The organism is Dyadobacter sp. HNCC25DJ184 (assembly GCF_056895215.1).
The window spans coordinates 87,960-109,923 of sequence record NZ_JBXHAQ010000010.1 but is presented as its reverse complement, the minus strand read 5'-3'; the positions used below and the strand labels follow the sequence as shown (position 1 = coordinate 109,923).

Here is a 21,964-nt window from a genome sequence, read left to right as displayed (position 1 = left end):
AATTGCATGAATTTTGAGCTTTTGACACAACAAACCGTAGAAATTGTAAGAAAGGCATCCACTTTTATTCAACAGGAAGCTGCTTTATTTTCACGCGATAAAATTGAATATAAGGATCTCAACAACCTCGTTTCTTATGTCGACAAAGAGGCTGAGAAACTGATTGTTGAAGGTTTGACCCAAATATTACCCGAAGCCAGTTTCATAACGGAAGAAGGAACAACCGGCCAGGAGCCCGATCCGGAGGCGTTGAACTGGATTATTGATCCGCTCGATGGAACTACCAACTTCATACATGGCATCCCTGTATACTGCGTGAGTGTGGGCCTGGCCCGCGGAAAGGATCTGCTTTTGGGCGTGATTCACGAGCCAAGTCTGGATGAAATGTTCTATGGCTGGAAAGATGGCGGCGCATATATGAACGGGAAAAAATTGCAGATTTCATCTGTCGGCTCACTTGCCGAGAGTTTGATAGCAACTGGATTCCCATATTATAAATTTGAAAAACAAAAACGCTATATGTACATTCTGGAACTTCTGATGCAAAAAACGCACGGGATACGCAGAATGGGAGCCGCTGCTGTTGACCTTGCATATGTGGCGGCAGGAAGATTTGATGGATTTTACGAGTACAATTTAAACTCGTGGGATATGGCAGCAGGAGTACTTTTAATAAAGGAAGCAGGAGGAACAGTTACTGATTTCAACGGCGGCGATAATTATCTTTTCGGTGGGGATATTATAGCCGGCTCAGGCGGACATGCGGAATTGGTTGCTACGATTAAGAGTAATTTCTGAGTATATATTTATAAACGCAGAGTTAGTGGAGTAGTACGCTGAGTTACGCAGTGAAAAGAAAACTTGGCGAAACTCAGCGTTTAACTCCCTAAACTCTGCGTTTAGATAGCAAGCTAGCATGATTTTTTATAAATTAAAGTTGTAGCATCAACTAAATTATGGAACTTGAACATTTGAAATACCCCATCGGGAAATTTCACTCTCAGCCAGAATATTCACAAGCAGAAGTAAAAAGTAACATACAGATTATCAGCGCATTACCTTCTAAATTCATCAATTTATTAGGCAATTGGGATTCTGAAAAATTGAATACTCCCTATCGTCCTGAGGGCTGGACGGTGCGTCAACTGGTTCACCATGTGGCTGATAGCCATATCAATGCTTATACCAGGTGCCGACTAGCCTTGACGGAAGATAATCCAGTAATTAAGCCTTATGAGGAACAATTATGGGCCGAACTGCCGGATGCCAAAACGGCACCCATCGAGCTGTCATTGCAGTTGCTCAGATATGTGCATTTGCGGTGGGTACTATTATTAAATAGTATGAACGAGGAAGATCTGGCAAGAACTTATACCCATCCCGCATCCCAAAAAACATATAGGCTGGATGACATCATCGCCCAATATGCATGGCATAGCGAGCATCATTACCAACACGCATTTCAGCTGGCAGCAAGGAACAATTGGTAGATTAACATTGTTTGCAAAACATGATGGTTCAGCAAGTAATCGTAATATTCCTTTTTTTGGCCGCCGCAGGTTATATGGGTTGGCGGGTTTGGAAAAGTTTGACAACACAGAATAAAGGCGGTTGCTCTAAAGGTTGTGGCTGTTCTGCCGACAACGCTGCTCGATCAGTGTAGATTGATATATTAACCGTTTTTACGGTTGCATTAAGGCTCAAATTCAATGTTCAAGACTGCTCACAAAAAGCGAAATTGAAAACTGAATTTGAGTTTTTTTTTATTTTTGTTAGTATACAAGGTTACAAATCCTCCACCCGAATTTGCCTTTCTCCGTGCTAATCTCGCGACGGAATGTATGTAAACCTTGTTTTCAATCTTAGAAAGGGCTGTTCCAAAAATTTGTAAGACACCGTCGAGATCAGCACTGTCGCAACAAAAGCAATTACAAATCCCACATTATTGCTCCATTCAGCCAAGCCAATCATTTCACTGAAAATTCTCAGTTCATCCTTAAATACACTGTAAGCGAGAAAAAACATAGTGATATGGAAGATATACAATCCATAAGAAATGCGACCGAGATACACCAGCGGAGCCGGGAGATATCTGGCCGGTGTTCCGTACAATGACAGAAAGAACAACACGACGCCAACTAGTACAAAAAGCCAGCCAATAACAGCCTCAGGAATAGATGACAAGTGAGGTGCATCTGCATTTATTTTACAGATGATTGAGGCGATTAACCAACACACCAATCCGCTGGCAAATACTACAGCACGAATTAAAACATGCCAACTGGGTTGCCACCCTTTCAAATATATGGACAAAAGAATCCCGGCCGCAAAAAACTGAAACTGGACAAAACTATTCGTCCATTCTCCACTAAACCCTGTTGTAGGGTGTTGGGCATAGTAAACAATCGTGCAATAGGCAACGATCAGAGCGATAAAAGAAAACAATTTTAACCCTCTCTTTCCACCATAAAATACTAACAGGGGAAGTATGATATAAAGCTGTTCTTCCACCGAAATACTCCAAAGTGGATTTACAGGATAGGCAGTCCACCCGAAAAAAGTGATATACCAGTTTCCGGAAAAAACACTGAACATTAATTGCGCTGTACCAGGAACTGATCCAAATTTATCTGAAAGATTGGTCAGCAAAACCATTCCGAAAAAGAATGTAAAATATAGAGGCCAAATGCGGAGGATCCGTCTGATATAAAATGCCTTTATGTTAATCTTACCGAATAATTCTTGCTCTTTGATAAGCAATTCCGTTATTAAAAAGGCACTTAAAAAGAAAAAAAGAGGTACTCCGTAAACTCCAACCAGGCTAATATGATGTGCCCAATAAAACTGAGTGGGATCAATCCGAGCAAGGTCCATTCGATGGGTGAAGAACACAAAAAGAAAAGCACAAAGGCGAAGTAAGTCCAGCTCTGGTTTATAGTATCTTTTTGGTGTCATAAGATGTATCGGCTCGATTGAATTGAATAATAATTGACAAAACGATTGGCACTAACACAAAAATAAAGGTCGGCCAGAAAATCCTTCCTTGCGCTAACACGCGTGAAAGGACATTCAAAGCCGAGCCTTATCTTCAATTATATTCAAAAACTATAGCGCTCCTTTAATGATCTCCTCCACTACTGAAGGATCCAAAAGGGTCGAAGTATCGCCCATATTTCCCGTATCGCTCTCTGCGATCTTGCGTAATATCCTCCGCATGATCTTTCCTGAACGGGTCTTTGGCAATCCGCTTACAAACTGTATTTTATCCGGTTTCGCGATCGGCCCGATTACACGTGACACGGTCGCAAGGATATCCTTTCTGAACATTTCAGCATCTGACGGCTTATCATCCGTGATTACGTAGGCATATATACCCTGTCCTTTGATATCGTGCGGATATCCGACAACAGCAGATTCGACCACACCAAGGTGCATGTTGATGGCATTTTCCACTTCCGCAGTTCCGATCCGGTGACCGGAAACGTTCAAGACGTCATCCACACGGCCGGTAATTCGGTAATATCCATCTTCATCTCTCAAACATCCGTCGCCCGTAAAGTACATGCCTTTGTAAGTCGAGAAATAGGTTTGTTTACATCTTTCATGATCTCCCCAGGTGGTACGGATAATTCCTGGCCAAGGGAACTTGATACAAAGATTTCCAGTCTCGTTATTTCCTTCAATAATATCCCCTTTTTCATCTACCAAAACTGGCTGAATTCCGGGCAATGGCAGCGTCGCGAAAGTTGGCTTCTCGGGAGTTATTCCCGCCAGAGGCGAAATCATAATCCCGCCGGTTTCGGTTTGCCACCAGGTATCTACCAACGGACAATGACCTCCACCCACATTCTGCTTGAACCAGTGCCAGGCCTCTTCATTGATCGGTTCGCCAACGGACCCTAGTTTGGTAAGAGAAGACAAATCGTGATCTTTTACAAAATGAAGCCCGAAAGCAATCAGCGAACGAATGGCTGTTGGCGCGGTGTATAGGATATTCACTTTATGCTTCGCAACAATTTGCCAAAAACGTCCCGCATCCGGGAATGTTGGGACTCCTTCAAAAATCACCGAAGTTGCTCCAGCGCAAAGTGGACCGTAAACGATATAGCTATGACCTGTAATCCAACCGATATCGGCGGTACAGAAATGAACCTCGCCCGGCTCATATTGGAACACATTTGTAAAAGTGTAGGTAGCATAAACCATATACCCACCGCAAGTGTGAACCACACCCTTCGGCTTACCTGTTGATCCGGAAGTATATAAGATAAATAACGGATCTTCGGCGTTCATCGGTTCGGCCGGACATATGGAATCCAGATTTTTCACCTCCTCTTCCCACCACAAATCGCGTCCTTTGATCATTGAAACTGGTGTTCTCGTGCGTGTCATTACGATCACATTCTTCACACTTGATGACAATTCCAGTGCATTATCCACAGTCTCCTTCATCGGAATTACTTTCGATCCGCGATAAGCACCGTCGGAAGTAATGACCATCACACACTGCGAATCGTTGATTCGGTCAGCGATGGATTTGGCTGAAAAACCTCCAAAAACAACCGAGTGAATCGCTCCGATCCTGGCGCAAGCCAAAACAGCAACCGTAAGCTCAGGCACCATTGGAAGATAAATACAAACCCGGTCTCCCTTTTTAACTCCATGCTTTTTCAGAACATTTGCAAACCGACAAACGCGGTCATGCAATGCCCGATAAGTAATCGATACTGCCTCATCTTCCGGATTGTTAGGCTCCCAGATTATCGCAACCTGATCTCCTCTTTCTTCCAGATGCCGATCAATCGCGTTTTCAGTGATATTAAGCTCGCCACCCTCGAACCACTTCGTCTCCGCCTCGTTGAAATTCCAGCTCAATACTTTTTTCCAGGGCTTACGCCATTTAAACTGTTGGGCTATTTCCGCCCAAAAACCTTCGGGATCATCTACGCTTTGTTTGTAGGCGACCTGATATTCATCAAAGGTCCTAATTCTCATAATAATTAAAAGGTTAACTTAGGAATACGTATTAGCCCGACAAGTTATAATTTTCATTTGGTTAGTCCTACTCAAAACAGAAGAGAGTGTGTTATTAAATAAAGCAGCCATTCTGCATAAAAGTGCTAAATTTAACTTCCAAGGGTGCAATAAGTTTCAAAAAGTATATTTGCCCCGAATCATCCCTATGTTGAAAGTCGATGTTGGGGAACTTAATAAAATGCAAATACCATGTCATCCTCTCTGTCGGAAATAGAAATTGATTTCATCCAAAAAAACCTTTCCGAGGACGTCAACAAGTTGATTCTGAGTGCCAATAAATTTAAAGAGCTGGATATCAAAAAATTAGCGAGCCAGATCCTGGCACGACAAAAGGCTGCCAAAAAACTACCGCAATGGTGTGCCATTCCAGAACTCCTGTTTCCACCACCGCTATCCATTGAACAAGCTTCGTCAGAGGCGACGGCGATGTATAAATCAAGCCTGATAAAGGGTGAAAGTTTAGTTGATGTCACGGGTGGAACCGGTATCGATATTTTTTATATGAGCCGGAATTTCAGGAAGGCAGTGTATCTGGAAATGAACCCGGATGTGTGGGAAAGCGCGCGCTATAATTTTGATAAGCTCAAAGCCGATCATATCACCGCAATCAACGCCGATTCGCTTGACTATCTCGAAAAAAATCAAATAAAAGCAGATTGGATATATACTGACCCTGCCCGCCGGGGTACGCAACAGGAAAAAGTCGTTCGCCTTTCGGCCTGTACACCAGATATTGTTCAAAACCTTGATTTACTATATCGTACGGCTGATAATATCATGATCAAAACCTCTCCTCTTCTGGATATTGATCTGGCTGTTAAAGAGCTGGGCGGCGTAACGGAAGTTCATATTGTTGGGTTGGGAAATGAATGTAAGGAGCTTCTTTTTATGTTAAATCCAAAAACAAACTCGACAGAAAACTATATCCGAAAGGCACGATTACTGGATTCGAATGGATCTGTCCTTAATGGACTAAGTGCCACACTTTTGGAGGAACAATCCAGTAAAGTCGAATATAGTGCACCACTCGCCTATCTATACGAACCTCATGCCGCGATCCTTAAAGCAGGATTTCTAAAAAAAACCGGATCTCATTTTCAATTGAAAAAGATTGCTCCCAACAGCCACCTATATACTTCTGAAAATCTGATAACCGAATTCCCTGGCCGTACATTTAAGGTGGTGGCCCTTAGTAAACCAGATCAAAAGTCTATCCAGGAGCATATTAAAGGCGACAAGGCTAATGTTACTATACGGAACTTTCCAGGTACCGTTCAGGAATTTCGCAAAAAAATGCGCCTCAAGGATGGAGGCGACTTCTATCTTTTTGCTACCACGCTCGTTGATCAAAAACGTGTGGTTGTTATTACAGAAAAGATATAATCTGGTTAGTAGTTCTTTTTGGCAAGTTTGTAAAAAAATAAGCTGCCCATTAAGACAGCTCATTTTCATTTCTAGATATGAAGCCGGATATTACCGGCCAAAAATCAGATTACAACATTCACGATCCGTTTGGGCACGACGATCACCTTTTTGGCAGGTTTTCCTTCCATCCATTTCACAACTGTTTCGTTGGCCAATACCTCTTTTTCAATTTCCGAAGCAGCAACATCAAGTGCAAATGGGATTGTGATCCTCACTTTTCCGTTGATCTGGATCGGATATTCAAATACTGCATCCACGACATATTTCTGTTCCCAGGCTGGGAAAGTTGCCTTCGAAACCATTCCTTCCGAATTTCCCAGCGCATTCCACAACTCCTCACTTACGTGCGGGGCATATGGCGACAAGATGATCACCAGTTTCTCCAGGATTTCCCTTTTGTGGCATTTCAAACTTCCCAATTCATTTACGCAAACCATAAATGCGCTCACGGCAGTATTGAAAGAGAAATGCTCAATATCCTCTTCAATCTTTTTGATTGTCTTATGTAAAACCTTCAACTCTTCTTCCTTCGCAGGCTCTTCCTTTACAATCCATTGACCATTCTCATTATAAAAAAGTCTCCAGAACTTGCGGATAAAACGATATGTCCCGTCGATTCCGTTGGTATTCCAGGGCTTAGCCTGTTCCAATGGCCCCAGGAACATTTCGTAAAGACGAAGGGTATCTGCGCCATATTTCTCAACGATATCGTCCGGATTTACAACGTTGAACTTTGATTTTGACATTTTCTCGACCTCCACGCCACAAACGTATTTCCCGTCTTCCAGAATAAATTCAGCGTTTTCGGCAGAAATATCTTTCCGGCTGGCTTTAAATTTTGTTAAATCCAGAACATCATTTTCAACAATATTCACGTCAACGTGCAAAGCCGTCACGTCGTATTCTCCTCTCAATCCGGCACTTACAAAAACAGGCTTGCTAAAATCGTCGCTCTTGATCCGGTATACGAAATTGCTTCGTCCCTGAATCATTCCCTGGTTGATCAGCTTTTTGAACGGCTCTTCCTCCTGAACAAAGCCCTTGTCTGTCAGGAATTTATTCCAGAAACGACTATACAATAAGTGGCCCGTTGCATGCTCGGTTCCCCCAACATATAAGTCAACAGCCTTCCAATAATCAATAGCTTCCTTTGACGCAAACTCCTTTTCGTTGGAAGGATCCATATACCGGTACCAATACCAGCTGCTTCCTGCCCAACCCGGCATTGTGCTCATTTCATAGGGCATTCCGCTGGCGTGTTCCCAGTTAGCGGCTCTGCCCAATGGCGGCTCACCTGTTTCAGTTGGCAAATATTTATCAACTTCAGGAAGTGTCAACGGTAATTCGCTTTCTTCCATCAGATAAGGCAACTGATTTCCTTCGCTATCGGTTTTGTAGAAAACAGGTACAGGTTCTCCCCAATATCTCTGGCGACCGAAAACGGCGTCACGCAGACGATAGTTGATTTTCCCTTTACCAATTCCTTTTTCCTCTAGCCAACTGATCAACGTTTTGTTGGCTTCGTTAAAAGTCATCCCGTTGATCATGCCGGAATTGATATACTTGCCTTCCTTCGTCGCGTCAGCCTGTTCTTCAATATTTTTCTGACCGTCCAAAATTGGCACGATCGGCAAATTAAAATGCTTTGCAAAGTTCCAGTCACGCTGATCGCCCGATGGAACTGCCATAACTGCACCGGTACCATATCCAGCCAAAACATAGTCGGCAATATAAACAGGCACCTTTTCGCCATTGAATGGATTGATCACATATGCTCCGGTGAAAGCACCAGAGACGGTTTTGACATCCGACATACGATCTCTTTCAGACCGCTTTTTAGTCATATCAATGTATGCGTCAATATCCCCACGCTGCGCTGCTGTCGTAATAACATCCACCAATTCATGTTCTGGAGCAATCACCATAAAAGTCACACCATAAATGGTATCAACACGAGTGGTAAAAACCTCAATGTGGTGAGCATTGTCTTCTTTTCCATCGGCACCTGCCACTTCAAATTTAACTAACGCTCCAACGGAGCGGCCTATCCAGTTGCGTTGTTGTTCTTTCAGCGATTCTGTCCAGTCGACAGTATCCAAGCCATCCAGCAACCGCTGTGCGTAGGCAGTTATACGCATCATCCACTGACGCATGAGTTTCTGAATCACGGGATATCCTCCCCTTTCAGAGACGCCGTCCTTTACCTCGTCATTGGATAATACAGAACCCAATTGCGGACACCAGTTTACCGTGGCATCAGCAACATAGGTCAGCCTATACTTTAACGTGATTTTATATTGTTCTTCTTCGGTTTTGCTATTCCACTCGTCGGCTGTAAAAAGCGTGATATCTTCGTCGCAGGCCGCATTTACGGTCGAATTCCCCTCTCTTGCAAAAATGCTTGTCAATGTTTCAATCGACTCAGCTTTATCAGAATCCTTATTATACCAGCTGTTGAACAACTCCATAAAGATCCATTGCGTCCACTTGTAATATCCCGGCTCCGAAGTTCTTACCTCCCGACTCCAATCGTAACTTAAACCCAGATTTTTCAATTGCTCGATATAACGGGCTATATTGTCCTGAGTTGTCACCGCGGGATGTTGGCCTGTCTGAATCGCATATTGTTCCGCGGGAAGTCCGAAACTGTCAAAGCCCATCGGGTGCAAGACGTTGAAGCCCTTAAGCCTTTTGTATCTCGAATAAATGTCGGAAGCTATGTAACCGAGTGGGTGGCCCACATGTAACCCTGCGCCCGACGGGTAAGGAAACATATCCAACACATAATATTTAGGAGAATCTGAGTTGTTTTCAACTTTATTTACCTGATTCGTTTCCCAAAACTGTTGCCACTTTTTCTCAATTTCCTTGTGACTATATTCACTCATAGCTTTCAAACTTCCATTTTTATTTAATTATCATTTTATTCTGAGTGCGTATATTCCCAGATAAAATTTCCCGCAAAATTAGTGTTTTTTGCTCGCATTCGGTACTTCTTTCCCAATTCACTCCTGGTTTGTTTCATTGATATGTGACCTATTGTTGAAAATTTTTCACTTCCAACACAAGATATGGCACAAGTTTTTGGTTATGCTTTTCAAATAAGTATAACATTCATCCAAATTGGAAACTTAATATGAAGAAAATCATTTTCACACTTTTTGCATTATCAATCGGTTTCGCAGCTTCTGCGCAATCAACGCCGGGTTTCAGGTTTGGAATAAAAGCGGGCGCGAACCTCTCTAATATTAATGGAAGCAACGATCTCTCGCTAAACAGTGGCGAGTCTTTTAATTTTAAAGACAATTCAAACAGGACGTTGGGATTTGCAGGAGGGGTATTTTTCCGGTTTGGCAAGACAGCATTTATACAACCTGAAATATTGCTTTCGCAAAAAGGCGGAAAATTCAATGTATATGAAGATGGCGTTCAAAACGATAAGGGGCAGGTCGATGTCCGGTTTTCAAATTTGGATGTTCCGGTGCTTTTTGGATTCAGGGTTGCGCGTTTTTTAAGAATAAATGCTGGACCAATGGCATCTATCAGGTTGACGAACAATGGAAAGCTGAGTGATTCTTTTGATGCTTTAACCGGTGACAATTCAAATGCAGAATTTAAAAATAGAGTAGCATATGGCTATCAGGCTGGCGTTGGGTTGGATTTTGGGAGGTTGAGCCTTGATGTCAGATATGAAGGAAACTTTACTGAAATTGCCAAAGTCAATTTCAACAACAGCACAACGGAAGCACAGTTCGGGAGAAAGAGTAACCTATTCCAAGCCACACTCGGATTAGCAATATTCTAACCCTTGGCCAAGTTGCGAAGGAGTCGCCCTAACGACTCCTTTTTTTTGTTTCTCATGTAATCAAAATACTCTTATTTGGCAGCGTATTTCTCCTTGCTCCAATTTTTGACAGTGTTATTAACAACCTTCAGCCAATATCTTTGTCCCTTCACGGTCCAGTGTCCATCCCCCAAATGGTACCACTCCGGATGCACTCTGAGCGTATCCTCAATCGATAGTACCGGAGCCTGAAGTAAAGAATGCTCTTCAATCCTGGCGATTTGATTGTTATATTTATACCGGTCAGTTTCACAAACGGTAACCTTGTTGGGAACCAAACAAAAATAAACTTCTTCGAAGCCAGCGTCTTTGTAGTAATCCCGGATACTATTCATATTATTTACAACAGAATCAATGGAGGTGGCCGGGATATTATAAAACGGTGAAAACTCCGTTCCGGGATCTGCTTCTATGTTATAAAACAAGTGTTTATGATTTTTGGAAATGATAGCACCCGAGTGAGTTCGATTAAACCACGATAACATAATATCTGATTTCCACTCTTTTAAAGCCAAAAATGGCCCGAAATTAAACAGTAAAAATTCGATTCGCTGATTGATCTGATCCCCGAACCTATTCCACCAAAATGAAGCCGTTTGCTCTTCAGTCTTTCTAGGAATATGGCTCGACATCCCTTTTAACTGATATCCTTTATCAATATAAAGTGCCTTATAATCATTCTTCAATCTTTCCTGAATCGTCCGTTCGATAACTTCTATCACTAAAATTGATTTCCTTGAACGATCCAGCTCGACCGTGTCAACGTTGATACCCAACCAGATATGGTGGTTTCTGCGCCCTGCATAATAACTGGTGTCCATTGGGGTAAAACTATCGCCAATGGTATATAGATCAACATCGGCATATTTCCTGGATGGTTCGTCGGAAGACAGCAGGACAGCATTTCGACCAAAATCAACTTCCTTAAACATCCTCAGGTTAGAAGTATTATACAGATCGCCAAATCGATATTGATTGGGAATCCAGCCCTTCGCTGCCATTGCTCGTTGTAAAGTCGGGGACAAACTAATCGTAAAAATGATGCCGGTCACTATTACCATGAAGTACCGGATAAGAGGATTGAGAATACCCATGAACTAAAATTGGAAATAAATAAATTGATTACTGGTAAAAACGCCGAATAAGTAACAGCCCAGCGAGGTGAGAGGAAACAGCACCGTAAACATTCTGGTATCCGGTATGTATCTGGGAAAGAACTTGTCTTTTAACACTAGCAGTAGCAGCAGGGCAAGAGAGAACAGGAATTCTCCGGTACTAGCTGCAATATGCGGCACCCCGTATTCGGAAAGACTGAATATCTTTTGAAGGATATATATAGCTTCAGAGACACTATTTGCCCGAAAAAACACCCAGGCAGTCGCCACGAGAAGGAAAGTCCAGATAATATGAAAGGCCTGCACGAGCGTGGCGACGGTCTTTCCGTTATTACCCGAACGTAGTAATTTGTCGGAACTGAAAATCTGAGCGAGAATCAGGTAAGATCCATGAATACACCCCCAGATTATGAATTTCCAGTCAGCCCCATGCCATAACCCACTCAGCAGAAAAACGATAAATATGTTGACATAAACTCTACTTTTGGCCCGCCGGTTTCCACCCAGCGGAATATAAACATAATCTCTAAACCATGTTGAAAGTGAGATATGCCATCTTTTCCAGAATTCAGATATTGATTCTGCAAAATATGGCGCATTGAAATTCGTCATGAGCTTAAAGCCCATCACCCGCGCCGTGCCAATGGCGATATCCGAGTATCCGGAAAAATCGCAATAGATCTGGAAGCAGTAGAAAAGCGTTGCTATTAACAACGCAGACGAACTTTGGTGAGCTACGTCTCCATAGGCCGCATCGGTAACCAGTGCCAATCGGTCAGCAATTACAACCTTCTTAAACATGCCCCAGGCGATGAATGTCAGACCAATGCGGATATTGTCCCAATTAAAATCGAATTGCTCCCGGAATTGCCAGAGAACATTTTGAGGTCGTTCAATAGGGCCCGCTACCAGTTGGGGGTAAAAAAGTACATATAGCGAATATATTCCAAAATGACGTTCCGCTTTTTGGTTCCCGCGATATACCTCAATGGTATAACTCATCGACTGAAATGTGTGAAATGATAGTCCGATGGGCAAGATCAACGAAGGAAACATTTCTTTTAGAGGAGGAACAACATTTTTCTGTCCGATGAGCTGGAGTGCGTGGGTGAAGTTGTCGTTGAGGAAATCGAAATACTTGAAAAAGGCAAGGAAACCTACGTTTGCAACAATACTTAAGATAAGCAAAAACCGCCTTTTTGATCCGGAAGAGTTCTCAATCCAAATGCCTGCAAAATAATCTACGACAATTACTACCCCTAATATCAGAAGATATACGGGTATGAAAGAGGCGTAAAAATAAGCGCTGGCAATTAATAAAAGCAACCACCTGAGTCTCCCGGGAATTGTGTAATATAAAGTGGTTACAAAGGTAAAGAATAGTAAAAAATGTAATGAGTTAAAAAGCATTATTAAGAGGGTAGTTTTTCAATGGTGGGTATACGTTGAGCATGACAAGGATATCAGGCAAACCTTGGAAGACGGCATTTGGAATGTTCAGCAGACATAATTCTACCTGGCAATCCGCAACGCGTGCTCGTCGGGAAACCTAATGTTTGTTTAATTTTTCTTATTTAGTGGAAAATTGTAAGGCGATGGCTGTCAGATTCGCAGCCCGTAACAATGTGTATTTTCGATTTTGAATTGTAAAGTGTTACCGATCGACTATTTACTTTGTTCCGTCAATAAATTTAAAAATGATATCTCTGTAAGCGACGACATATATGTATGTGTCCAACCGCTTTTTTTGTTTACACCGGTTATAACTGCCGTATTTCATACTTTTGCAGAATCCATTTGATTCTTATCCGGATATATTAAATTACACAGAAGTTCTCTCTATCATAAAAAGTGGCACTAAATACTGACAATGTTCGGCTAATTTTCGGGCTTAAATTGAAGCAACTTCGTCTGGACAAAGGATTATCTCTCAATGAGTTGTCTCAAAAATCAGGAATGTCTCTTTCGTATATCAACGAAATTGAAAAAGGCAAGAAATACCCAAAAGCAGATAAGATTCTGGCATTAGCCAAGGCCATGGATGTGGACTATGACACCATGGTTTCGATGAAACTTACCAAAAGACTTGAGCCGATAGCCGAACTTTTGGACTCGAATATTCTGACGGAACTTCCTTTAGAGCTATTTGGCGTAGATCCTGCGACGCTTTTGGAAATACTTTCCACAGCACCAACTAAAATAAGTGCCTTTGTGGGAACACTCATTGAGATCGCGCGGAACTATAATATGTCCATTGAAAAATTTTACTTTTCAGCTTTGCGGACATATCAGGAAATGCATGATAATTATTTTGAGGATATAGAGCTGGAAGCGGAGCGTTTTCTGAAAGAGCAAGAAATTCCGGATGATGTGTTGCTCAAAGAAGACGATCTGAAAGCAATTCTGGAAAATAATTACGGATACAAAATTGAAGTCATCAACGAAAAGACTACGCCTGAATTGTCCAGTATCAGATCCCTTACCATAACAGGATCTAACGGTCACAAGCTACTGATCAACAACCACTTATCGTCTGTTCAGCGCGCATTTATATATGGCCGGGAAATCGGATATTTATATCTTAATCTCAAAAACAGGCTTCATACCACCGCGCTCGTAGAAGCGGAGTCTTTTGAACAGCTGCTCAATAATTTCAAAGCTTCCTATTTCGCGATTGCCATTATTATCAAAAGAACTTTGCTCGTCAATAGGCTGAACGAGTTTTTTGCATCTAGCGAATGGCAGCCTGAAAAGTTGCTCGGATTCATCACGGAATTTAATACTACTCCTGAATCATTCTGTTACCGGCTGAGCAATGTCATGCCCAAATATTTTGGTCTGAAACAAATATTCTTTTCGAGATTCAACAATTTCGGCGGTCAGAATCTATTCGATATGACCAAGGAGTTGCATATTTCACGAAAACATTACCCACATACAGTTCGGGATGAACACTATTGCCGGCGCTGGGTTGCCCTGACAATATTAAACGATTTGTCCGAGCAAATTGACCAAAAACAATATTCAGGCACGTTGTGCAAAGCACAGTTGTCAACCTATCTGGATTCGCAAGATGAATATCTGGTGGTGAGTCTGGCCCACCCGACTGTGATCACACCAAATCTGAACGTTAGCCTTTCCATGGGTATATACCTCGACGACCAGGCAAGGAAAACCTTGACCTTTCTTCAGGACCCGGCCATTCCCAAACGGGAAGTAAATCAGACATGCGAAAGATGTGCACTTTTCGACTGTCGCGAACGCATTGCTGCTCCAGTTATCTTACAAAAAAGGCACAAGAACGAAGAGTTACGAAAAGCACTTCGAAAAATGATAAACTGATAGGTTTGTATTCGCTTGAAACGTGCCCTAAGAAACTCGGTTCAAGTTAATTATACGACAAAACGCTTTCCGATTAGTTATAAAATATTATATTTAATCGCTCAAAAACCTAACTACCTTGGTGTACATACAGACTGTAGATATATTAGAATTTTCTTAAAAGTATCGAAGTATGATGAGTACGCCGTTTCTTGCAGATTATATTTGTCAAAATTTGATTTTTTGATATGCCTGGCACCTATGAATTTGAAGATCTGATTTTAAAATTATCAACACCCTTCTATATCGTCCTGATTGCTGTTGAAATTTTACTAACCAATCATTCAGATCGTAAAAGTTATAGTTGGAAAGATACGTTTACCAATGCCACCCTCATGCTTATCAATGGCGGTGTAGATCTCCTTTTCCGTGCTGCCTATATCGGAATATTGATATGGTTCTATAATTTCAGGATCGTGGAGCCCATTGCCAATCCTTATATCTATTGGACACTTTTATTCCTTTTGGAAGATCTGGCTTTTTACACTTTGCATTATGTCGATCATCATTGCCGCCTTTTCTGGGCAGTGCATGTAACCCATCATTCCTCCGAACATTTCAATCTGACGACGGGATTTCGCTCTTCCGTTTTTCAGCCCTTATATCGTTTTGTATACTTTATCCCATTGGTACTGATCGGCTTCAATCCGGCCGATATTGTTATAATGTATTCTGTAACTCAGATTTATGGCATCATCGTGCACACTGAATATGTAAAAAAGTTGGGTTGGCTGGAATATATATTCGTTACTCCCTCCCATCACCGCGTTCATCATTCGAGTAATATTGAATATCTGGATAAAAATATGGGTATGTGCCTGATCATCTGGGACCGTATTTTCGGAACCTTTCAGGAAGAAATACCACATGTTACGCCAGTTTATGGCCTCACAAAATCAACGAAGCAAGAAGGGTTGGCTGAAACTGTTTTTCACGAATGGAAGGAGATCGGGAAGGATATGAAAGCTCCAACCAACTGGAAAATCAAGTTAAAATATCTCCTCAAAGCACCAGGATGGTCACACGACGGATCCCGGAAAACGAGCAAGGAGATGCAGAGATAGCTGTTAGCTGTTAGCTGTTAGCTGTTAGCTGTTAGCTGTTAGCTGTTAGCTGTTAGCTGTTAGCTGTTAGCTGTTAGGAAAAAACACTTACTACTTAAAGTTCCCTGCCCTGTCAAACCGTTTGGATTTGATCCTAGTCTACCCCGTCCAAAACTAGAAGGTAACCGGCTATCCGCTAAAAGCTCATTTAAACGCCGTAATACCAGTAATCTCCGCTCCCAGAATTAGCAAATGGATATCGTGGGTACCTTCGTAGGTAATAACCGACTCAAGATTCATCATATGTCTCATGATTGGGAAATCACCTGTTATCCCCATTGCTCCCAAGATCTGACGTGATTCTCGTGCGATATTCAATGCCATTTCTACATTGTTTCTTTTGGCCATTGATATCTGTTGCGTGGTGGCTTTCCCTTCATTCATCAAAACACCAAGACGCCAGGCAAGAAGCTGTGCCTTTGTAATTTCTGTTAAAATTTCCGCTAATTTTCGCTGAACAAGCTGGAAACTGGCAATCGGTTTTCCAAATTGAAGTCGCTCTTTGGAATACTTGACTGCCGTTTCATAACAATCTATCGCCGCCCCGATAGCACCCCAGGAAATCCCGTATCTGGCTTTATCCAGACATTGTAGTGGTGCTTTAAGTCCTTCTGCAAGTGGCAATATATTTTCAGTTGGGATAAAGATATTATCAAATACCAGCTCCCCTGTTGCGCTTGTTCGTAGCGACCATTTCCCATGAATTTCTGGGGTAGAAAATCCTTCCATTCCCCGTTCCACGATAACGCCCCGAACTTTTCCATTATCATCTCGTGCCCAAACAATCGCGACGTCCGCAAACGGCGCGTTGGATATCCACATTTTTGAACCGTTCAATATATACCCGCCTTGCGTTATTGTCAAAGTCGATTTCATTCCCGCCGGATCAGAGCCGTGATCAGGCTCAGTCAAACCGAAGCAACCTAGCAATTCGCCTTTTGCCAATCGTGGGAGGTACTTAATTTTTTGATCTTCCGAGCCATATTCAAGTATTGGCCACATCACCAAGGAACTTTGGACGGATATAGTCGACCGCATACCAGAATCTCCTCTCTCTATTTCTCGACACATGATCCCGTAACTGATATAGTCTGTCCCTCCGCCACCATATTCCTCAGGCACAGTTGCCCCGAAAAGCCCCAAAGCACCAAACTTCGGAATCAAATGCACAGGAAACTCAGCCCGCTGCGCATATTCTTCCATAATTGGTTTGATTTCGGCGTCTGTAAATTCTTTTACTGCATCAGCGATCAGTTGATGTTCGGCAGAAAGCAGGTCGGCGATGTTGAAGAAGTCGGTTGGCATGGCGATTTGAACGTTAAAAGGTTGGTGGATGTGTCGGACAAAAATGGCCAAAAACTTATGGAGGTTATTTAAATATAAAAAGGCGAGTTACCCCGCCTTGGATGTTCTCACAATATCTTTTCCCTTCGTCTAATAAACGCACTGCTCGAATCTGGACAAAACTTCTCGAAATTTGTCCTCTCCAAAACATTATATAGTTCGGAAAGGCAGACAATGAGGAAAGCGACGTCTTTTAGGCAAACATTAGCTTTCCCTTTGGTACCGGTATCGGTCTCCCTAGTTCGATTGCCGTGGCGATCCATTGATCTATCACTATCTGAATATTTGCCAATGCTTCATTTTGCGTTTGGCCGTCTGCCATACAGCCAGATAGCTCAGGAACTTCAACGATATATGCGTTATCCTCGTCACTCCAATACATGATCAATTCATAACGGGTGTTCATAGTTTTGCGAGTTTATATTTTAAAACAATACCTCTCACCTGTTTTACCTGATAGGGCTTTGCCTTACTTCCAATAGGCTGGATGTTAACGAGTTCGGACACGCCATCCTTATAAAAGAGTCTGTGACTGCCGCCTGTCAATCTCTCGCTAAATCCCAAACTTAACAATATTGACCGGAGTTCTTCGAAACTAAAATTATTATCTGAAGCTCCAGCCAGCAATTTTAAGAGCAGTTTTTCAAATTTACTCATTTCCAATTTTAATAAGTGAAAAACTTATGTAGCCTGCAGTATTTCCCAATCACGATATCTTTTCACTTTTCAAATGTTTTGAAACCCAAACCTCTTCAAAGTAACTTTCAAGCTAACAAAATATTTACGATCAGATTTCCGCCGTTCCAACCATCTCAAAGAAGCTCGTGTCATTCCAATTAGTTTCGATAACTATCTCACTTCATTTACAATGAAACTCAATCATCTATACTCGCTAATACTTTGCGTGTTGATAACGATATCATGCAAAAATGATTCTCCAACAGAGACTTTCGAAAACAAAGGTTTAGTTGGAAAATGGAAGTTGGTGGAAGCGCTTTACGATCCAAGAGGTGGCTTACAATACCACAAAGTGATTGAGGAACAATCTGGTATTTTGGAATTCGGGGCAGACGGGAGTTTTAAGGAAACAAAAGGGATTCTCTATTCTTCAATAAATCCCTACAATTCCTACAGGATGGTTGATTCAAACGTCATACTATTAGAAGTAAAGAACACTTCGCAGTCATTTCCTCCTATTCATTGGAGTATTATCAATTTAACATCAAAGACGCTGGAAGTACGCTTTAATTGTTTCGAATCGTGTTCCGAAAGATATATTGCAATAGAATGACGAAATTAGGATAGCCAGGTTTTAAAGATTTGCGAAGCATATGCTATATCCTGCTTATGAGCCGCCACACCATCCATTGTTTTAGGCGACGATTTCTCCAGACATTGCTCTAATACCAAATGCGGTTGTACTTTCATATCGCTTAATGCCTTGACAAGTCGTGGATAGTCAATATCTCCTTCGGTGAAAGTTTCCTGCCAGATCCCTTCTTTCGATTGCCTGATATGTAGCTCCACAATTCGCTTGCCATATAATTTGACTATATCAAATAAAGCAACCTGTGAATTTCCCGATCCGCGATATACCCAGTGAACGTCAAGACAAAGCGAGACATTCGCCGGATCTGTATTTAAAAGCATATGGTGAAATTCTCTGGCCGCAGCTTTCAACTCGACATCGTGCGTGTGGTAAGCGAGTGTAATTCCCCTCTTTTTAAGCTCTGCACCCAGATTGTTCAGGTTCTTAGCCTGCTCGATCAGCTCTGCATCTGACTTGATTTTATCAGAACCCCACGCGATCGGGTTTGGATTCGTGACAATAATCGAAGTACGAGCGGGCTTGAGCGCATCGGCGATTTCCAAAACGGTTTTGATAGAATTCTGAGCCTCATCTGATTTGTGTAAAGATGTATTTACATAGACCGACGGCATATTCAGCTTGAAGTCCTTGAGCAAAGGCAGCAACTCTCCCACCTCAGCAGCATTGTTAAATGCCGGCTCATATGATTTTAAACCGGTAGCAACAAAATCCGTCAGACTTTTCTTTTTATCTGCTCCCCAGTCACGGCCTTCACGGGCGTAAAATGTGATCCAGGAATATTGATTGCATGATATCTGTTTCCCTGGCAAAGCCAGTTTTTCAATATCCAACATGCCTACCCCTGCAGCCAGGCCAATACTATTACGGACAAAATCTCTTCGGTTGATACTCATATACAATAACTTACAATCCCTTTTAACAATACTTCAAATACAAAAGCATATAAGTCCTCAAACCTAATTACCGCCTGCTTTTCCTCTAATTTCAAATATCATTACCTTTGCAGCATTAAAGGTTAAATCCCTTTCCATATGCCACAGCAATTACAACTCGTACTTCCTCCCGAGATCGCCCTCGACGACGCCGCTCTTGAACAACATATTCGTTCGCGGTTGGGAATCAAATCTGCAACCACTGTTTACCTCCGGAAAACCAGACAATCTATCGACGCCCGGAGCCGACAGGTGAAGATTAATCTTTCCGTTGAAGTTTTCACTGATCAAATGCCGCCCTCGCTGGCTGAATTTGCGCTAGCATATCGGGATGTTTCTCAAAAACCTCAAGCCATTATCGTTGGTTGCGGTCCGGCTGGTATGTTCGCTGCATTGCGACTGATTGAGCTAGGTATTAAACCGGTCATTTTTGAAAGAGGGAAAGATGTTCGCAGTCGGAGACGCGATTTGGCGGCGATCAATAAAGACCATATTGTCAATTCCGAATCCAACTATTGTTTTGGAGAAGGTGGCGCAGGAACCTATTCGGATGGAAAACTATATACGCGTTCCAACAAACGCGGGGATATCCGCAGGGTACTTGAAATATTCGTCGGACATGGCGCAAGTGAGCAAATTCTGATCGATACCCATCCACATATTGGTACAAATAAGCTCCCCGTGGTGGTTTCCAATATGCGCGAAAGCATTCTCAAAGCTGGAGGTGAAATTCATTTTGATACCAAAATCACTGACTTTATCGTCAGCAATCAGGTATTAAAAGGAGTTGTAACGGATGCTGGCCGAGAGCATATCGGTATCGGGGTTATATTGGCAACTGGCCACTCGGCTCGAGACATTTATGAGCTTTTGGCTGAAAAAAATATACATATCGAGAGCAAGTCTTTTGCCATGGGTGTTCGGATCGAGCATCCCCAAAATGTGATTGACCGAATCCAGTATCATTGCGCAGTTGATCGCGGACCGTATTTGCCAGCAGCTTCTTACAGCCTGGTTACCCAAACTCGGTTTAAAGGAATCCAAAGAGGCGTTTTTTCTTTTTGCATGTGTCCAGGTGGCTTTATAGTTCCGGCCGCAACGGAGCAAGGTGAGGTGGTTGTAAATGGCATGTCGCCTTCGAGACGGGATTCTGCTTTCGCCAATTCAGGTATTGTTGTCGCAATCGATGATGCAGATCTGGCACCATATGCCGATTATGGCCCATTGGCAGGACTTCAATTCCAAAAAGAGATCGAGCAAAGTGCGTGTCAAGCAGCGGGCAATACCCAAACCGCACCTGCCCAGCGATTATCAGATTTTGTAAATAACCGACTTTCACCTGACCTTAATGAAACCTCCTATCAGCCCGGTTTGAAATCAGTAAATTTATTTGAAACACTACCTGAAAATATCGCCCATCCTCTGCGAGAAGGTTTTATGGATTTTGGAAAGAAAATGAGGGGATATCTGACCAACGAAGCGCAGGTAGTCGGTGTGGAGAGCCGTACATCGTCGCCAGTTCGTATCCCGCGCGATAGAGAAACCTGTGAGCATGCTACCCTGAAAGGCCTTTTCCCATGTGGTGAAGGGGCAGGGTATGCGGGCGGTATTATGTCGGCTGCAATGGATGGAGAGCGATGCGCCGAACAGCTGGCGAAGCTTTACATGAAGTAACCATTTTCTCATTTTGTTTCTATTTAAAAAAATCTAAAATTAGTTGTTCACTGCATTTCAGGAACTTACACCACTTCATGACCCACGCATCGTTCGACGTATTCTGTAATCAGCTGGCTAGAAAACTCGAGTTCCCACTGCCGGGAGAGTCTGCGCATGCTGTGATGCAAGCTACTTCCAAGTTGCGACTGAGTTTCAAACCCAATGCGAGGACGCGGAAAAGTGCGGTGCTTATCCTGTTTTATCCATATAAAGGCGAAATCTATTTCCCGGTCATCCTGCGTCCCGCATATGACGGAGTACATTCCGGACAAATCGCTTTCCCAGGAGGCAGTTTTGAATTGACGGACGAAAATTTGGTCAGAACGGCGCTCAGAGAAGCTCAGGAAGAAATCGGGTTGCGGCTCAACGACGTTCGAATATTGGGTATACTTTCCGAATTGTTTATTCCACCGAGTAATTTCCATGTACTCCCCGTCGTGGCAGCTATGCCCTATCGACCCGATTTTTACCCCGACGCCCGGGAAGTTGAACAGGTTTTTGAGATAAAACTGGACGATATTTCGAATAAAGATATTGTCGGCTCAAGTGAACTTCTGTTGAGAGGCGAGGTCGTGACGGCGCCACATTATGAGATAATGAATTACAAAATCTGGGGTGCCACGGCGATGATGATTAGCGAACTAATCACCGTTATAAACTTCCCTGATAATAGCATTCAGGAGTAGAAATATCTGTTCATTTTGCTATATTAGCAGGATTTTCAAATTAGCTCTTCC

19 protein-coding genes are annotated in these 21,964 nt (G+C 42.6%); 10 read left to right on the top strand and 9 right to left on the bottom strand.

The features are described from left to right. Positions 1-6: 6 nt before the first annotated feature. From AC1XUD_RS16210 to AC1XUD_RS16200, 3 genes are all read left to right on the top strand, one after another. Positions 7-798, top strand: a complete 792-nt coding sequence (locus AC1XUD_RS16210) for an inositol monophosphatase family protein (protein WP_483362073.1) — start codon at positions 7-9, stop codon at positions 796-798. Between the two features lie 158 nt (positions 799-956). After that, a complete protein-coding gene (locus AC1XUD_RS16205; RefSeq protein ID WP_483362072.1) occupies positions 957-1,490 on the top strand; it encodes a YfiT family bacillithiol transferase in 534 nt (177 codons plus the stop codon). Between the two features lie 20 nt (positions 1,491-1,510). Further along, positions 1,511-1,663 carry a FeoB-associated Cys-rich membrane protein gene (locus AC1XUD_RS16200; protein WP_483362071.1) on the top strand — a complete coding sequence of 51 codons (153 nt, stop codon included), beginning with the start codon at positions 1,511-1,513 and terminating at the stop codon, positions 1,661-1,663. Between the two features lie 158 nt (positions 1,664-1,821). Here the strand turns inward: AC1XUD_RS16200 and AC1XUD_RS16195 are convergent, their stop codons facing one another. Next, positions 1,822-2,955, bottom strand: coding sequence for an acyltransferase family protein (locus AC1XUD_RS16195; protein WP_483362070.1), 1,134 nt, complete (start codon positions 2,953-2,955; stop codon positions 1,822-1,824). 150 nt (positions 2,956-3,105) lie between these two features. Next, positions 3,106-4,995, bottom strand: coding sequence for an acetate--CoA ligase (acs, locus tag AC1XUD_RS16190; protein WP_483362069.1), 1,890 nt, complete (start codon positions 4,993-4,995; stop codon positions 3,106-3,108). 231 nt (positions 4,996-5,226) lie between these two features. Between acs and AC1XUD_RS16185 the strand changes: the two genes are divergently transcribed. Beyond that, positions 5,227-6,420: a THUMP-like domain-containing protein gene (locus AC1XUD_RS16185; protein WP_483362068.1), complete on the top strand. Its 1,194-nt coding sequence runs from the start codon at positions 5,227-5,229 to the stop codon at positions 6,418-6,420. Positions 6,421-6,524: 104 nt separating this feature from the next. Here the strand turns inward: AC1XUD_RS16185 and leuS are convergent, their stop codons facing one another. Beyond that, positions 6,525-9,350, bottom strand: a complete 2,826-nt coding sequence (gene leuS / locus AC1XUD_RS16180; protein WP_483362067.1) for a leucine--tRNA ligase — start codon at positions 9,348-9,350, stop codon at positions 6,525-6,527. Between the two features lie 248 nt (positions 9,351-9,598). Between leuS and AC1XUD_RS16175 the strand changes: the two genes are divergently transcribed. Next, entirely contained in the window at positions 9,599-10,267 is a 669-nt protein-coding gene (locus AC1XUD_RS16175; protein ID WP_483362066.1) for a porin family protein, read from the top strand. Between the two features lie 71 nt (positions 10,268-10,338). Here AC1XUD_RS16175 and AC1XUD_RS16170 read toward each other — a convergent pair whose 3' ends face one another. Both AC1XUD_RS16170 and AC1XUD_RS16165 read right to left on the bottom strand, forming a co-directional pair. Next, on the bottom strand, positions 10,339-11,367 hold the full coding sequence (locus AC1XUD_RS16170; protein ID WP_483362065.1) for a hypothetical protein: 1,029 nt from the start codon (positions 11,365-11,367) through the stop codon (positions 10,339-10,341). A gap of 36 nt (positions 11,368-11,403) precedes the next feature. Beyond that, positions 11,404-12,831, bottom strand: a complete 1,428-nt coding sequence (locus tag AC1XUD_RS16165) for an MBOAT family O-acyltransferase (RefSeq protein ID WP_483362064.1) — start codon at positions 12,829-12,831, stop codon at positions 11,404-11,406. 441 nt (positions 12,832-13,272) lie between these two features. On the opposite strand from AC1XUD_RS16165, the gene AC1XUD_RS16160 reads away from it, so the two are divergent. Both AC1XUD_RS16160 and AC1XUD_RS16155 read left to right on the top strand, forming a co-directional pair. Further along, the gene (locus tag AC1XUD_RS16160; RefSeq protein WP_483362063.1) at positions 13,273-14,763 is read left to right on the top strand and encodes a helix-turn-helix domain-containing protein; all 1,491 of its coding nucleotides are present in this window, start codon (positions 13,273-13,275) and stop codon (positions 14,761-14,763) included. Positions 14,764-14,990: 227 nt separating this feature from the next. Continuing rightward, positions 14,991-15,866, top strand: coding sequence for a sterol desaturase family protein (locus tag AC1XUD_RS16155; protein WP_483362062.1), 876 nt, complete (start codon positions 14,991-14,993; stop codon positions 15,864-15,866). A gap of 183 nt (positions 15,867-16,049) precedes the next feature. Here the strand turns inward: AC1XUD_RS16155 and AC1XUD_RS16150 are convergent, their stop codons facing one another. The 3 genes from AC1XUD_RS16150 to AC1XUD_RS16140 all read right to left on the bottom strand — a co-directional run bounded on the left by AC1XUD_RS16150 (position 16,050) and on the right by AC1XUD_RS16140 (position 17,906). Further along, positions 16,050-17,210, bottom strand: coding sequence for an acyl-CoA dehydrogenase family protein (locus AC1XUD_RS16150; RefSeq protein ID WP_483362061.1), 1,161 nt, complete (start codon positions 17,208-17,210; stop codon positions 16,050-16,052). Positions 17,211-17,442: 232 nt separating this feature from the next. Beyond that, entirely contained in the window at positions 17,443-17,655 is a 213-nt protein-coding gene (locus AC1XUD_RS16145; protein WP_483362060.1) for a type II toxin-antitoxin system HicB family antitoxin, read from the bottom strand. Then, positions 17,652-17,906 carry a type II toxin-antitoxin system HicA family toxin gene (locus AC1XUD_RS16140; RefSeq protein WP_483362059.1) on the bottom strand — a complete coding sequence of 85 codons (255 nt, stop codon included), beginning with the start codon at positions 17,904-17,906 and terminating at the stop codon, positions 17,652-17,654. The genes AC1XUD_RS16145 and AC1XUD_RS16140 overlap by 4 nt, the downstream gene beginning before the upstream one ends. A 211-nt stretch (positions 17,907-18,117) precedes the next feature. On the opposite strand from AC1XUD_RS16140, the gene AC1XUD_RS16135 reads away from it, so the two are divergent. Beyond that, positions 18,118-18,540: a hypothetical protein gene (locus tag AC1XUD_RS16135; protein ID WP_483362058.1), complete on the top strand. Its 423-nt coding sequence runs from the start codon at positions 18,118-18,120 to the stop codon at positions 18,538-18,540. 5 nt (positions 18,541-18,545) lie between these two features. On the opposite strand, the gene AC1XUD_RS16130 is transcribed toward AC1XUD_RS16135, so the two are convergent. Beyond that, positions 18,546-19,472, bottom strand: coding sequence for a sugar phosphate isomerase/epimerase family protein (locus tag AC1XUD_RS16130; protein WP_483362057.1), 927 nt, complete (start codon positions 19,470-19,472; stop codon positions 18,546-18,548). A gap of 138 nt (positions 19,473-19,610) precedes the next feature. Between AC1XUD_RS16130 and AC1XUD_RS16125 the strand changes: the two genes are divergently transcribed. Together AC1XUD_RS16125 and AC1XUD_RS16120 are read left to right on the top strand one after the other, a co-directional pair. Next, a complete protein-coding gene (locus tag AC1XUD_RS16125; RefSeq protein ID WP_483362056.1) occupies positions 19,611-21,185 on the top strand; it encodes an NAD(P)/FAD-dependent oxidoreductase in 1,575 nt (524 codons plus the stop codon). Positions 21,186-21,262: 77 nt separating this feature from the next. After that, complete coding sequence (locus AC1XUD_RS16120; RefSeq protein ID WP_483362055.1) at positions 21,263-21,913, top strand: NUDIX hydrolase; 651 nt, start codon at positions 21,263-21,265, stop codon at positions 21,911-21,913. Positions 21,914-21,964 lie beyond the last annotated feature (51 nt).